The following is a 14,823-nucleotide window of genomic DNA, read 5'->3' on the forward strand; positions in this document are numbered from 1 at the left end:
CGCGGGGGCGGAACGAGCCCGGGCCCGTTCCGCCCCTCGATCGACTGTGGCCGGGGGAGGCGAGTGCGTGGCCCCGGGTCGACTACTTGCAGCCGAGCCGTGCGTACACCTTGTCGCCGGTCCACGCGCCGGTGGCCCAACGATCCGCCGCCGCCGGTGTGAAGGCGTACCGCCTGCCGAGTTCCTTGCCCAACCAGTGGGCGAACGCGGCAGCACCCTGCTGACACGAGTGGATGCCGTCTTCGCTCCGCTGCGCCTTGGCGGCGGCGCCGTCGGTGCCCCACAGGGCCGCGGCGTCGAGGAAGTGCACCTTGCCCGGATGCTTGTCCGCCACGTCCTTGGCCGACTTCGGGGCGGACTTGATCTCGGCCTCGTGCGGCTTGTAGAAGTCGTCGATCCGGAACGGCGGCGCGGACACGATGACGAGTTCGGCGCCCGCGTCGGTCACCGTCTTGACCAGTCGTTCGTAACTCGCGTGTTGTTCCTCGGACTTGCCCCAGTCGTAGGTCGTGATCTGGTAGACGACGACATTCGGCTTGAAGGAGCCGAGTTCCCTCGGCAGTTGTTCCCAGGTCGGTTCGGCGACCTCGCCGATGACACCACCACCGCCGGCGGCCGCGATCGACTTGAACTCGGTGCCGTTGGCCTTCATCGCCGCCCCGAGCGCGGGGGCCTCGACCTCGCCGATGGAGTCACCCATCCACAACACCTTGGCGAGCTTCGCGTTCTTGTTCCCGACACCGGACGATTCCCGGCCGGCGCCGGCCGAGGACGCGGTCGAATCGGATCGGCCCACGGTGGCCTTGTTCGTGTCGCCCGAGTCATCGCAGGCACTGAGCCCGAGAACGCCGATCGCGGCGACGAGCGCGATTCCCATGGAGAACCGAACGGTGCGCCGACGACGGACAGAGGGATTGGTCTGGCTGTTCATGCAGCTCAGTAGAACCGCGGAAATCCCCGCCCGGAGGCCTCGTCATCGTTTCATCACACCCTGTGAAAGAAACAGTCATCCACCACGACCGACGTCGTCGGGATGGGGTGGTGATCCGAAACTCTTCGGTTTTCGCGCTGTATTCGCGGCCGTCGGGCAGAAGTCGCCCATGGGCACAGCGATGCGGGTTCCCGAGACCCACGAAACCCGACCCCGGCGCCTGACGCCATGCCGCGTTCGGGTCGGCTCTTGGGTCGACTCGGCTGTGTGGGCGGGTGGTTGGTGGGGGCGGTTGGGACGGGTGTGGGGTTTTTGACAGATTGTGCCGTGCCGGTTGCGTTTTCTTGACGGTCGACTTGTGCCTGTGTGAGCGTTTCGTTCGCTCGGGCACGAACCCGGCGCACACGATGGTCGGTTCCGTTCACCTCGCGGGGCCGGCGCGAGTCGGACTCGTGGTCGAGGCCTGTCCTCCATCCAAGGAGCCTCGATGAAACGCAGCACGGTGACGGTCGGGTCGGTCCTGGCCCTACTCGCCGGCCTCGTGGTCGGTACCTCCCAGTCGAACGCGGCGACGCCCGCGCCCGCGCCCGGATTGGCGGCGGCCGTGTCCGCCGCCGACCGGGCCGCGGCGAGCGGCCTGGACGTCCTGGCCAAGGGCCCCGACGAGAGTTACGTGCGGCAGCAGGTGACCCCGTGGGTCGACAACCTGTACTCCGTGGCCTACGAGCGCACCTACCGCGGGCTGCCCGTGGTCGGCGGCAGCGCGGCGGTACTGGCCGACGGCAACGGCACCGTCCGGGCCGCCCAGTCGGCCACCGATCAGCGGATCGACGTCCCCGTCAAGCCGACGGTCGGCAAGGACGCGGCCGAGAACGTCTCGCGTGCGCAACTCAAGGTCGTCGAGAAGGTCGACTCGCGACGCCTGGTCGTCCGGGTCCGGGAGGGTGGCGCGAACCTGGCCTGGGAGACCGTGCTGATCGGCAACACCGAGACCGCGCCCAGTCGGCTCCACGTCTTCGTCGACGCCCGCTCGGGGCAACTGCTCGACTCCTACGACGACGTCAAGGGCGGCACCGGCACCAGCCAGTGGAACGGCCCCAACCCGCTGACGATCACCACCAGCGGCAGCGCGGGCAACTACAAGATGACCGACCTGACCCGGCCCGGCCTGTCCTGCTCCGACTACAGCGGCGGCGTCTTCACCAAGGCCACCGACACCTGGGGCAACGGCAACGCCGCGAGCAAGGAGACCGGCTGCGTGGACGCCCTGTGGGCCGCGCAGAAGGAATGGAACATGCTCCGCGACTGGCTCGGCCGCAACGGTCACAACGGCAGCGGCGGAAGCTGGCCGGTACGCGTCGGGCTGCCCGCGGTCAACGCCTACTGGACCGGCTCGCAGATCCAGATCGGCCACAACCAGAGCAACCAGTGGATCGCGTCCATGGACGTCGTGGGCCACGAATTCGGGCACGGCATAGACCAGTTCACCCCCGGCGGCGCCGGCTCCGAGGCCGGTCTGGGTGAAGGCACCGGCGATATCTTCGGCGCGCTCACCGAGGCGTACACCAACGAGCCCTCGCCCTACGACCGCCCGGACTACCTGGTCGGCGAGACGGTCAACCTGGTCGGCAACGGCCCGATCCGCAACATGTACAACCCCTCGCAGATCAGCAACAACCCGAACTGCTACAGCGCCTCGATCCCGGGCACCGAGACCCACGCGGCGGCCGGGCCGCTGAACCACTGGTTCTACCTGCTCGCCGAGGGCACGAACCCCGGTGGCGGCAAGCCCAGCAGCCCGACCTGCAACAACACGCAACTCACGGGAACCGGAATCCAGACCGCGGGCAAGATCTTCTACGGCGGCATGCTGCTCAAGACCAGCGGCATGACCTACAAGAAGTACCGCACCGCGACCCTGAAGTCCGCCAAGGCGCTCGACTCCACCTGCGGCCTGTTCAACAAGACCAAGGCCGCCTGGGACGCGGTCAGCGTCCCGGCCCAGCCCGGTGACCCGACCTGCCCGTGATGCCGAAGACACCTCGATAGGCATCCGACGACAGGCACCGGACGACAAGTACCCGACGTGCGTCCTCCCGGACGAGGCCGCGGCCCCCGCCGCGGCCTCGTTCGCCATGCCGGGCTCCGCGCGCCGGGGCATCCGACGCCGTCGACGCGAGCCGTTCCCGGAACGTCCCGGGAGATCGGATGGCTGAGGGCCGAGGCTGCGGGGACGACGCGGCGGGCGGCCGATGGGTGGTGGTCCGACCAGCCTGTCTTCTGGTGCACCCGGCCGTCATACTGGAAGTCATCGGACCTCTGGAAGGATCATCGGCATGGCTGTGACGGACGAGGCCATCGACAGGATCAAGGAGATGATCGTCTCCGGGGAGCTTCGGCCCGGCGACAAGCTTCCCAAAGAGGCGGACCTGGCCACCACGCTGGGGTTGTCGCGCAACTCGCTGCGCGAGGCGGTCAAGGCGTTGTCGCTGATCCAGATCCTGGACGTGCGCCAGGGCGACGGCACATATGTGACCAGTTTGGAACCCGGCCTGTTGATGGGCGCGATCGCGTTCGTCGTGGACTTCCACCACGACAAGAGCGTGCTCGACTTCCTCCAGGTCAGACGGATCCTGGAACCCGCCGCGACCGCGCTCGCCGCCGCCCGGATCGACGCCGCCGGGATCGCCGAACTGCGCGGCCTCGCGCAGGTCGACGAGCCACAGCCGACCACCGAGCGACTGATCGAGCAGGATCTGCGCTTCCACCAGGCGATCGCGGGCTTCAGCGGCAATCCCGTGCTGTGCTCGCTGCTGGACTCCCTGTCCAGTCCCACGATGCGCGCCCGGCATTGGCGCGGCCTGACCCAGAGCGGTTCGTGGGAGCGTACGGTGCGCGAGCACCAGGCGATCGTGGACGCGCTGGAGAGCGGCGACGCGGAGGCCGCGCGGGCGTGGTCGACGGCGCACATCGCGGGCGTCGAGCAGTGGTTGCGCAAGGTGGCCTGACGCGCGGTCGGGCCCGGCCCGACCGCGCTCGGCAGTGCCAGGCCGGGCCCGCCGCGCCCCCGGGCCGCACCCGACGGCGTCAGGCCAGCGACGCGGCGTGGGCGGGGTCGATCGCGTGCCGAAGCGGCCGGTCCTCGGTGAAGCGGCGCACTTCTTCGAGCACGAGCTGCCCGAGGCGGTGGCGTTCGGCGCCCATGGCGCCGGCCAGGTGCGGTGTCAGGACGACGTTGGGAAGGGTGAACAGTGGCGAGTCGGCGGCCGGGGGCTCGGGGTGCGTGACATCGAGTACGGCGGTGAGGTCGGGCCTGGCCCGCAGGACCTCCGTGGCGGCGGCCTCGTCGATCAGCGCGCCCCGCGCGGTGTTGATCAGTGTCGCGCCCGGCCGCATGGAGGCCAGCAGCCGTGCCCCGATCGAGCCGCGGGTCTCGGGCAGCAGCGGTGCGTGGAGGCTGACGACATGGCAGCCGGCGAAGAGTTCGTCGATGGAGACCAGCCGGACTCCCGCGCGCTCCGCGGTGTCCGAGGAGGCGACGGGATCCGTGGCGAGCACCTCGACGTCGAAGCGCGCCAGGTGGGCGGCGACCAGCCGGCCTATGTGCCCGAGCCCCAACAGGCCCACCCGTGACCGGTAGGCGCCCGGGACGTCGGGATTGGTGGGGAAGCGGCGGTTGTGCGCCACCTCCCGCGCGATGTGGTGGGCCTGCTTCAGCCCGAGGAGGACATGGGCGAGGGTGAACTCCGCCACCGGAACGGCATTGGCCGCGGCGGCCGAGACGATCGGGATGCCGCGGTCCCAGAAGGCGGGTGTGGTCAGGTGCCGGACGGATCCCGCCGCGACGAGAACCGCCCGCAGCCGTGGGGCATGTGACAGGAGGGCGCCATCCAGGACGGGCGCCCCCCAGCCCGTGAGCAGAAGGTCGACGTCCCGCAGCACATCCGGGTCCGCGGCCAACTCCTGTCGGGTGAGGGGCGGACCCTGCCAGTGCACGAGCCGGCCCAGCCCGGCCAGCACTTCGGGCGGGTAGACGTCGGCCCGGCGTGCTTCCTCCATGACCAACAGTGCTGTCGGTACGGTGGCCGGTTCGTTCATGGCGGGTCGGTCTCCTCGGCCTGTCCGATGGTGGACCGACAGCCGGACGATCGGCGGTCCCTGCTCGGATGCGGTGGCAAACGTCTGACGGAATGTCGCGATTGGTACGGCCTGGCCCGGGTTCGGCGCGGCCCGGCCCGGGTGTTGTCCGGCCTGAAACTCACGGAAACCATACATCGGATCATTGAAATGTCATCGCTGTGACCTTGACTGCTCCAACTTCTCGACTCGGACGACTACTCGCCGTTCCCGTCGATGCCCAAAATGCACGCGTAAGCGCCCATCCACCGGCGCCAGGCCGTCCCAACCGCCCGTCGGATCGGGTCGGGGCGTTACGGAAGCACGCCGGACGAGTGTTCTCGTCGGCCGCTGAAACCTCTTGTATTCATCGGACTATTGACCGGCGAATCGGACCCCGTTACCGTCCCAGCAAGCGCTTTCCAGGCCACTGCGATCCGGCGAAAACAGGAGTAGTCATGCATAGATCGCGATGGATCGGTGTCGGGGCCCTCGCCTCTGCCCTGATCCTCACCAGCTGTACATCCGGGCCTGCGGGAGTGGATGCCAAGCAGAACTCCAAGGCACCTCTCGAGCTTTGGACCCGGACGACGCCGGGCGGACCGGGCGAGAAGGGCGCGCAGGAGTTGGCCGCCGCCTTCGAGAAGGCCACGGGCTTCAAGGTCGAGGTCACGGCCATCTTCGACGACTTCGAGACCAAACTGCAGCAGCGCGCCGCCCAGAAGAAGCTTCCCGACATCGTCATGAACGACGCGACGCAGATCGGGACCATGCACAGCCAGGGTCTGCTCCGCGAGATCGACATGGGCAAGATCAAGGACAGCGCCCAGATCATCGGTCAGGGACTGCAGTCCGGGAAGAGCCTGGACGGCAAGCAGTTCGGCCTGCCCATCTCCGCGCAGGCGTCCGCGCTGCTCATCCGCAAGGACTGGCGCGAGAAGCTCAAGCTCGAACCCCCGCGGACCTGGGACGAGTTCGCCGCGATGGCCGCGGCCTTCACCACCCAGGACCCCGACGGCGACGGCAAGAACAACACCGCCGGGCTCGCCGCGCCGCTGTCCACCAAGCGCGGCTACGCCTCCTGGTACTTCTCCAACTTCCTGTGGGCCGCGGGCGGCGACTTCATCACCGAGACCGGCAAGGGCAAGTACAAGCCGGCCATGACCACCCCTGCATCGGTGCAGGCCATGCAGTGGTTCCGTGACCTCGGCTGCAAGACCAAGGCGATCCAGCCCGGCGCCGTGACCATGGACACCCCGCCGACGAACGAGACGTTCGAGGCGGGCAAGGCCGGGATGTACGTCGTCGGCCCGTACCTGCTGCCGCGCTTCGACAAGTCGCTCGGCGCGGACAAGTACGAGGTCGTGCCGATGCCCAAGGGGCCGAAGGACGCCACCGTCCTCGCCGAGGGCAGCTCCGTCTACCTGATGGCCGGCTCCGACAACCGCGCCGGCCAGGACGCCTTCGCCGCCTTCGCGGTCTCCGTCGAGGGCCAGAAGAAGGGCATGGAGGGCACCACCGGCTACACCGTGCAGATTCCCGTCAACACCAACGTGGACATCGCCCAGATCCGCACCGACCCGCGCTGGAAGACCTACGCCCAGGCGTACCAGGACTCCGGCCGCTACGCGCCGTCCATCCCGAACTGGACGCCGGTGCGACAGGTGACGGCGGACGCGGTGAACGCGCTGATGGCGGACTGCGGCCTGGACATCAACGCCAAGTTGCGTGAGCTCGACAAGCAGCTCGCCGACATCCTCAAGGAGCAGGGGATCGCCGCGTCATGAGCCTCGACCAGGCGGATCCGGCCGCCCTGCCGGCGACCGGCCCCGCCCCGCGAAAAGTGGGTCGCCGGGGCGGCGGGGCCGCCGACCGCCGGGTCCGCGGCCGCAGGGGAGGCCGGTGGTGGACGCCCTGGCTGTTCCTGGCCCCGGCGCTGATCCTCTCCCTGTACTTCAAGTTCATCCCCATGGTCAACGCGGTGACCATGTCCTTCCAGGACGTTCAGCCCTACCTGGGAAACCGGTGGGTCGGCACCGACAACTACAGCACGGTGTTGCAGTCCCACGGGTTCCGCGAGGCCGTGTGGCACACGATCGTCCTCGCCGTCGGCCAGACCTTCGGCGCGATGGCGCTCGGCTTCGCACTGGCCCTGCTGATGGAGGGGCAGAGCCGCCGACTGGGATTCGTGCGCTCCGCCGCGTTCCTTCCGGTGGTGGTGCCGATGGCGGTCGTCGCCGAACTGTGGCGGATCATGTACCACCCGACCGGCGACGGCATGCTCAACTCCATCCTCGCCCTGGCGGGAATGGGCCCGTCGGGGTTCATCAACGACCCCGACACCTCGATGGCGTCCATCATGGTCACCGGCATCTGGCGCGGCGCCCCCTACGACATGATGATCTTCCTCGCCGGTCTGACGAGTGTGGACCGCGGTCTGTACGAGGCGGCCAGGGTCGACGGCGCCTCCCGGTGGCAGCGGGTGCGGCACGTGACGGTGCCCGGACTGCGTTCGGTGTTCTCGATCCTGTTCATCCTCGCCGCGATTCGCGGACTGCGCGTGTTCACCGAGGTGTTCCTGCTGACCAACGGCGGGCCCAACGGCTCCACCGAGGTCGTCATGACCCTCATCTACAAGCTCGGACTCGAGCAGAACCGGCTCGGAGTCGGCGCGGCGGGAGCGGTCCTGCTGTTCGCGGCGACGCTGATCCTGACCATCATCGTCCAACTGCTGCGGCGGAGGGAGAGCAAGTGAGCGAGTCGACCGAAACCGCGCTGGGCCTGACCGAGAGCCGCAGCATCGGCGGACGGATCCTGAAGGCCGTCGTCTACCTCCTGGTCCTGACCATGTTCGCGGGTCCGCTGCTGGCCCTGCTCGTCGGCGCCTTCGGCGACATCAAGGACCCGACGCAGCTGAGCATCGTGCCCTCGGGCTTCACGCTGGACAACTTCAGCATCGCCTTCGACCAAGGAGTGCTCAAGTATCTGCTGAACTCCTTCTTCGTCGTCGGCTTCGGGCTGCTGCTCCAGGTGTCCGTGTCCGTCCTGGCCGGATACGCGCTGGCCAGGAAGGTCTTCCCCGGCATGACGCTGGCGCTCGTCGCCATCCTGGCGACGCTGATGCTGCCCGAGGAGATCCTGGCCATCCCGTTGTCCGTCGTGCTCGCCGACCTGCCGGTCGTGCACTTCAACCTCATCGGCACCCTCGCCGGAATGATCGTTCCGCTGGGCGCCTGGGGGTTCTCCATCCTGGTGATGACCGAGTTCATGAAGGACGTGCCGCGCGAACTCGAGGAGGCGGCGCGCATCGACGGCGCCGGGGACTTCCGGATCTTCGCCCAGATCATCCTGCCGATGTGCAAGCCCGCGCTCGGCGTCATCGGGGTCTTCGGCTTCACCATGATCTGGGACCAGTACCTGCTGCCCCTGCTCGTGGCCACCGACTCCTCCTCGTACACGCTGCCACTGGCGCTGCGGACCCTGCGGATCGACCCGGCCGTGACCCCCGGCGTGGTGATGGCGGCCTCGCTGCTGGCGCTGCTGCCCTCGGTGATCGTCTTCCTGTTCTTCCAGCGGTCCTTCGTCAGCGGCCTGTCCTCCGGGGCACTCAAGGGCTGACCCGCACACCCGTCGGCCCCGTCCCCACCCCTCCCGTACGACCAGCCCGACGCGCACGAACAGCCGGCGCGCGCCGACGGCCGACGAGAAAGAGCGATTCCCCATGACCGCGAGCGCTGACACCCCGCAGGCGCATCCGTCCGCGACCCCGGACCCCGAGGCAGGCCCGGAGACGAACTGGTTCACCACCGCCCGGTTCGGCATGTTCGTGCACTGGGGTCTGTACTCCCTCGCCGCACGGCACGAGTGGGTCAAGAACCGCGAGGAACTGACCGACGAGCAATACCAGGTGTACTTCGACCACTTCGACCCCGACCGCTACGACCCCGTCGAGTGGGCCAGGACGGCCAAGGCCGCGGGCATGCGCTACGTCGTGCTCACCACCAAGCACCACGACGGCTTCTGCCTGTGGGACAGCGCCCTCACCGAGTACAAGGTCACCAACACCCCGTACGGCCGCGACCTCGTGGGGCCGTTCGTCGAGGCGTGCCGCGCCGAGGGGCTCAAGGTGGGCCTCTACTACTCGCTGATCGACTGGCACCATCCGTCCTTCCCCGTGGACGGCACCCACCCGCAGCGCGACGACGAGGCGTTCAAGGCCGCCAACGCCGACCGGGACATCCGCGAGTACCAGCGCTATCTGCACGGCCAGGTCCGTGAACTGCTGACCTCGTTCGGACGGATCGACTACCTGTTCTTCGACTTCTCGTACGTCGGGCGCGCCTGGTGGGGCGGCAAGGGACCCGACGACTGGGACTCCCCGCAACTGCTGCGCACGATTCGCGAACTGCAGCCGCACGTCCTGGTCAACGACCGGACCGGCCTGCCCGGGGACTTCGTCACCCCCGAGCAGTACCAGCCGTCCGGGCCGATGACCGAGAACGGGCGACCCGTGGTGTGGGAGGCCTGCCAGACGCTCAACGGCAGCTGGGGCTACGACCGGGACAACCTGGACCACAAGAGCCCCGACCTGCTGATCCGCATGCTCGTCGACGGCGTGTCCAAGGGCGGCAACCTGCTGCTCAACGTGGGGCCCGACGGCCGTGGCGCGCTCGACCCGCGCGACACCGCCATCCTCGACGAGATCGGCAGGTGGACGCGGCTGCACGAGCGGTCGATCCGCGGCTGCGGCCCCTCCTCGTACACCGCCCCCGCCGAATGCCGGTACACCCAGCGCGGCGACCGGCTCTACGTGCACCTGTTCGCCTGGCCTCCGCGTCACCTGCACCTGCCCGGCCTGGCCGGGCGGGTGCGCTACGCCCAACTGCTCAACGACGCGTCCGAGATCATCCCGGTCCACATCGACCCGGACCGGCCCGCGGTCAACACCGAGATGGGCGGCCAGCCCGCCGGAACGCTCACCCTTCAAATCCCGGTGGGGCGCCCCGACACCCCCGTACCCGTCATCGAACTGTTCCTGGACGCCCAGGCGGCCCAGGACACCGAGGACACCACCGGGGACACCCCGATCGCCGGCTGATCACCAGCCGGAACACCGTCCGTACCTCCACCACATCCTCACGGAGGCACCATGCAACGCCGCACGTTCCTGATGGGTACCGCGGCAGGGGTGGCGCTGGCCGCCGCCCCCGTCGGCGGAGCGCTGACCGCGAGCGCGAGCGCGGCCCCCGGCGCCGTCCGCACACTGGACGAGCTGCAGGCCGCGATCGACCGGGCGCGACCCGGCGACCGCATCGTGGTGGCCGACGGGACCTACACCGTCCCCTCGGACCGCCCGCTCACCATTCGGAACAAGCAGGGCACCGGGCGCGCGCCGATCACCATCGAGGCCCGGACGCGGGGCGGCGTCGTCCTGGAAGGCGAGCACAGCTTCGTCTTCGAAGCGTCCACTCACATCACCCTCGGCGGCTTCTCCTTCCGGCAGCGGAACACGCTGGACATACCCCCGGACTGCTCGCACATCAGGCTCACCCGCAACGACATCCACCTCGCCGACATCGAGGGCGTGCACTGGGTGATGGTGCGCGCGGACGACAGCACCGTCGACCACAACCACTTCCACGGCAAGAGCACCCTCGGCATCTACCTCGGCATCGAGGGCGCGAACACCGAGGAGATGGCCCAGCGCGTCCACGTGTACCGCAACTACTTCTCCGACCACACCTTCACCGGCTCCAACGGCGGCGAACCGATCCGGCTCGGCGTCAGCCCCCGGGCCCTGTCCAGTGCCCACGCGATCGTCGAGTACAACCTGTTCGAGCGGGCCAACGGGGACCCCGAGGCGATCTCGGTGAAGAGCTCGGACAACACCATCCGGCACAACACCATCCGCAACAGCTTCGGCGGAATCGTCCTGCGGCACGGCAACCGCAACCGGGTGGAGGCCAACCACTTCATCGACGGCACCGAAGGTGTGCGGATCTACGGCAACGACCATGTGATCGTCAACAACCACCTCTCCGGCCTGGCCGGGCGCGCCCTGGTGATCGGCAGCGGATCGGAGCGCGATCACCTGCCCGGCGAGACGCCCGAGGCGCGCCGCGGCAACGACGCCCCCGATCGCATCCTGATCGCCCACAACACCCTGGTGAACAACGGCGGCACGATCTCCGGCGAGAGCCAGCGTCCGCACGAGCCGCGCGATGTCACCGTCGCCGACAACCTGTTCGTCGCCGACACGGGCCAACTGGTCGCCATGGCCAACACCGTGCGCTTCACCTGGTCCGGCAATCTCCTGTGGGGCGCCGCCGCGGACGGCAACATCCCCGCCGGCGGCGGAACCCGGGTCGACCCGAAGCTGGTGAAGGACGCGTACGGCATCGCCCGCCCGGCCGCCGGCAGCCCGGCGATCGACGCCGGCACGCCGCGCCGGCCGCGCATCACGCACGACATCGACGGACAGCCGCGCACCAGGACGCCGGACGTGGGCGCGCACGAATACTTCCGCCGGGCGCCGAAGTGTGGACCGCTGACCCCGGCCGACGTCGGCCCGCTGGCCGACTGAGCGACCCGCCCGCCCACTTCGACGCAGGAGGCATCATGCAACGACGCACGTTCCTCAAAGGCTCCGCCGTGGCCGCACTCGCCGCAGTACCCCTGACCACCTCGCTGTCGGGCAGCGCGTCAGCGGCCGACATCCCGGTTGCCTCCCTCACGGCGCTCCAGAGCGCGATCAACAGCGCCGCACCCGGCGACCGGATCGTCGTCGCCGACGGGACCTACACGGTCCCCTCGGGCGGCTCGATCACCATCTCCGGCAAGAACGGAACGAGCGCCGCACCCATCACCATCGTGTCGAAGACGCGCGGCGGTGTGGTGCTGCGGGGCGAACGCGGCTTCGTGCTCACCAATTCGAGCAACATCGTGATCAGCGGCTTCGCCTTCCGGCAGAGCACCACGCTGGAGATCCCGACGAACTGCTCGGCGATTCGGCTGACCCGCAACGACTTCCAGTTCGCGGACAGCGGCGACCCGTACTGGGTCGTCGTGCGGGCGAACGACACGAAGATCGACCGGAACCACTTCCACAACAAGACCACCGCGGGCATCTTCGTCGTCGTCGACGGTCCCAACAAGACCGACATGGCGCAGAACGTACAGATCTTCCGCAACCACTTCTCCGACCACAGCTTCACCGGGGACAACGGCGGCGAGCCGATCCGCTTCGGCGTCAGCGGCCGGGCCCTGGCCAACGCCGGCGGAAAGGTCGAGTACAACCTGTTCGAGCGCTGCAACGGCGACCCCGAGGCCATCTCGGTGAAGTCCTCGGGCAACACCATCCGATACAACACCATCCGTGACAGCAAGGGCGGCATCGTGCTGCGCCACGGCAACGGCTCGACGGTGGAGGGCAACTACCTGATCGGCGGCTTCGATGGGGTGCGGATCTACGGCAACGACCACGTGATCGTCAACAACTACCTCGGCAATCTGTCCGGCCGGGCCCTGGTGGTCGGCAGCGGCAGCACCCGCGACCACAACCCGAGCGAGACGGAAACCCAGCGGCGGGGCAACGACGCCTGCGACCGCGCGGTGATCGCGCATAACACGCTGCTCAACAACGCGGGCATGTTGGAGGGCGAGACGCGGGCGTTCGAACCGCAGAACGTCACCATCGCCGACAACCTGCTGGTCGGCGACTCCGGCGACCTCGTGGCCATGGGAGCCACCACCGGGTTCACCTGGAAGAGCAACCTGCTGTGGGGGGCGGCCGGCAACGGCAACATCCCCGCCGGCGGCTTCACCCGGGCCGACCCGCTGCTCGCCCAGGGCGCGGACGGTGTGTCGCGACTGACGGCGGGCAGCCCGGCGATCGGCGCGGCCACGCTGAACATCACCCTGGCCGACGACATCGACGGGGACCAGCGCGGCAGCGTACGGGACATCGGGGCCGACGAGTATTCGACAGGGCCCGCACTCCGCCACCCCCTCACCGCCGCGGACGTGGGCCCGAACGCCCCCTGAGCGACCACCGGTGACGGGGCACCGGGCACCTGAGCGGTTCGTGCAGGCGACCGCGCCCGAACCTCCGAAGCGGTCCGCCCGGCCCCGTCCGGGCGGGCCGCCTCGGACCCCGCAGACCACTCACAGCCCGACCGCAGGAAGGCGGGGCCATGACCGAGGAGAGCCGGCGGAGTGCGGCGGACCACCGCCCGCTCCGCCCGTCGGCCGCGCCGGACGCCGGGCGGATTCGTCCGGGCCTGTGCTCGGTCACCTTCCGCCGACTGCCCGCCGCCGAGGTCGTGCGCCTCGCGGTCGACGCGGGCCTGGAGGTGATCGAGTGGGGCGCGGACGTGCACGCGCCGGCGGAGCGGCCCGGCGCGGTCCGCGCGGTCCGTGAGGTCTCCGCCCGCCACGGGCTGGTCTGTTGCTCGTATGGCTCCTACTTTCGCGCCACTCCCGCCGAACTGGCCGGATTCCCCGCCGTCGCCCGGGCCGCCGTGCTGCTCGGGGCACCCCGGATACGGGTCTGGGCGGGCGCGACCGGATCGCGGGAGACCCTGCCCGACGAGCGGCACATCACCGTGCGCGGCCTGCGGGAGGCGGCCCGGATCGCCGCCGACCACGGCCTGGAACTCGCGACGGAATTCCACGGCAACACGCTCACCGACACCGTCGCCTCGACCATTCGGCTGCTCGACGAGGTGGACGCGGACAACGTCCGCACGTATTGGCAGCCGCCACAGAACACCCCCGACGAGCAAGCGCTGGCCGGGCTCGCCGCACTCGGCGACCGGGTCACCGCCGTACACGTCTTCTCGTGGTGGCCGGGCAACAACCGGCTGCCGCTCGCGGATCGCCGGGACCTGTGGGTCGCGGCCCTCGGCCGACTGGCGGGTCGGGGCATCGAGGCACTCCTGGAGTTCGTCCCCGGCGACGACCCCGCGGTGCTGGCGCGCGAGGCCGAGACGCTGCGGCGCGCGGCAGGATGAACCCCTCGACCCGACATCGTCGAGACCGTGATCCGGCGGGCCACGCGTGGGATGTCCCGCCGGGCCGGCCACCCATCGACGCCAGGACGGCAGGCATGCACTTCAAGGACGACGACACGCTCCTGTTCATCGGCGACTCCATCACCGACGCGGGCCGCGACCGCGCGGATCCCACGTCGCTCGGCGGGGGATACGTGCACGAGATCGCGCGGACCCTGCGCGAGCGGGCGCTGGACGGACCCGGCCCCCGCGTCGTCAACAGGGGCGTCAACGGCCACCGCGTGTACGACCTCGAATCCCGCTGGAGCACCGACGTCCTGGACCACCGGCCCACGGTCGTCACGGTCAAGATCGGCATCAACGACACCTGGCGACGCTACGACCGCGACCTCCTCAGCCCCATCGACGAGTTCGAGGCGTGCCTGGACCGGCTGCTCGCGGCCACCACGGGGAAGTCGTCCGCGCGGCTGGTCGTGATCACCCCGTTCCTGCTCCCGGTCGGGCCGGACCAGGAACGCTGGTTCGAGGACCTGTCCCCGCGCACCGACGCCGTGCTGCGGGCGGCCGTGCGCAACGCGGCCCAGGTGGTTCGTGCCGACCTCCTGCTGCCCCGCGCGGCGCGGGAGCGGGAATCGGCGGAGCTGGCCCCGGACGGGGTGCATCCGAGCCCGCTGGGACACCGGCTGATCGCCGACGCGTGGCTCGCCGAGGTCGCTCCCGCCGCCCACGACGCACCGCGGTAGCCGACTCCGCGACCGCGTACCG

At 69.6% G+C, this 14,823-nt stretch carries 11 protein-coding genes and 1 pseudogene; 10 read left to right on the forward strand and 2 right to left on the reverse strand.

Annotated features, from left to right (window positions below; translation table 11 throughout):
- Nucleotides 1–82: 82 nt before the first annotated feature.
- Nucleotides 83–931 (reverse strand): SGNH/GDSL hydrolase family protein, encoded by an 849-nt coding sequence (locus ACFRCG_RS02405; protein WP_380027868.1) that lies wholly within the window; start codon nucleotides 929–931, stop codon nucleotides 83–85.
- A gap of 487 nt (nucleotides 932–1,418) precedes the next feature.
- On the opposite strand from ACFRCG_RS02405, the pseudogene ACFRCG_RS02410 reads away from it, so the two are divergent.
- Nucleotides 1,419–2,954 (forward strand): annotated as a pseudogene (locus ACFRCG_RS02410) (M4 family metallopeptidase); the annotation flags it as partial.
- Between the two features lie 313 nt (nucleotides 2,955–3,267).
- The gene (locus ACFRCG_RS02415) at nucleotides 3,268–3,939 is read left to right on the forward strand and encodes a FadR/GntR family transcriptional regulator (protein ID WP_380027870.1); all 672 of its coding nucleotides are present in this window, start codon (nucleotides 3,268–3,270) and stop codon (nucleotides 3,937–3,939) included.
- A gap of 79 nt (nucleotides 3,940–4,018) precedes the next feature.
- Here ACFRCG_RS02415 and ACFRCG_RS02420 read toward each other — a convergent pair whose 3' ends face one another.
- Complete coding sequence (locus ACFRCG_RS02420; RefSeq protein ID WP_380027872.1) at nucleotides 4,019–5,029, reverse strand: hydroxyacid dehydrogenase; 1,011 nt, start codon at nucleotides 5,027–5,029, stop codon at nucleotides 4,019–4,021.
- Nucleotides 5,030–5,505: 476 nt separating this feature from the next.
- Between ACFRCG_RS02420 and ACFRCG_RS02425 the strand changes: the two genes are divergently transcribed.
- From ACFRCG_RS02425 to ACFRCG_RS02460, 8 genes are all read left to right on the forward strand, one after another.
- The gene (locus tag ACFRCG_RS02425) at nucleotides 5,506–6,834 is read left to right on the forward strand and encodes an extracellular solute-binding protein (RefSeq protein ID WP_380027874.1); all 1,329 of its coding nucleotides are present in this window, start codon (nucleotides 5,506–5,508) and stop codon (nucleotides 6,832–6,834) included.
- Nucleotides 6,831–7,802, forward strand: coding sequence for a carbohydrate ABC transporter permease (locus ACFRCG_RS02430; RefSeq protein WP_380027876.1), 972 nt, complete (start codon nucleotides 6,831–6,833; stop codon nucleotides 7,800–7,802). Before ACFRCG_RS02425 ends, ACFRCG_RS02430 begins: the two co-directional genes overlap by 4 nt.
- Nucleotides 7,799–8,665 carry a carbohydrate ABC transporter permease gene (locus tag ACFRCG_RS02435; RefSeq protein ID WP_380027878.1) on the forward strand — a complete coding sequence of 289 codons (867 nt, stop codon included), beginning with the start codon at nucleotides 7,799–7,801 and terminating at the stop codon, nucleotides 8,663–8,665. Before ACFRCG_RS02430 ends, ACFRCG_RS02435 begins: the two co-directional genes overlap by 4 nt.
- 103 nt (nucleotides 8,666–8,768) lie before the next feature.
- Entirely contained in the window at nucleotides 8,769–10,145 is a 1,377-nt protein-coding gene (locus ACFRCG_RS02440; protein ID WP_380027880.1) for an alpha-L-fucosidase, read from the forward strand.
- Between the two features lie 51 nt (nucleotides 10,146–10,196).
- Complete coding sequence (locus tag ACFRCG_RS02445; RefSeq protein ID WP_380027882.1) at nucleotides 10,197–11,630, forward strand: chondroitinase-B domain-containing protein; 1,434 nt, start codon at nucleotides 10,197–10,199, stop codon at nucleotides 11,628–11,630.
- Between the two features lie 35 nt (nucleotides 11,631–11,665).
- Complete coding sequence (locus tag ACFRCG_RS02450; RefSeq protein ID WP_380027885.1) at nucleotides 11,666–13,090, forward strand: chondroitinase-B domain-containing protein; 1,425 nt, start codon at nucleotides 11,666–11,668, stop codon at nucleotides 13,088–13,090.
- 149 nt (nucleotides 13,091–13,239) lie between these two features.
- Nucleotides 13,240–14,058, forward strand: coding sequence for a sugar phosphate isomerase/epimerase family protein (locus tag ACFRCG_RS02455; RefSeq protein WP_380027888.1), 819 nt, complete (start codon nucleotides 13,240–13,242; stop codon nucleotides 14,056–14,058).
- A 95-nt stretch (nucleotides 14,059–14,153) separates the two neighbouring features.
- Nucleotides 14,154–14,801 (forward strand): SGNH/GDSL hydrolase family protein, encoded by a 648-nt coding sequence (locus ACFRCG_RS02460; protein ID WP_380027890.1) that lies wholly within the window; start codon nucleotides 14,154–14,156, stop codon nucleotides 14,799–14,801.
- Nucleotides 14,802–14,823: the final 22 nt, after the last annotated feature.

It is taken from the genome of Embleya sp. NPDC056575, from assembly GCF_042793325.1.
GTDB lineage: Bacteria > Actinomycetota > Actinomycetes > Streptomycetales > Streptomycetaceae > Embleya.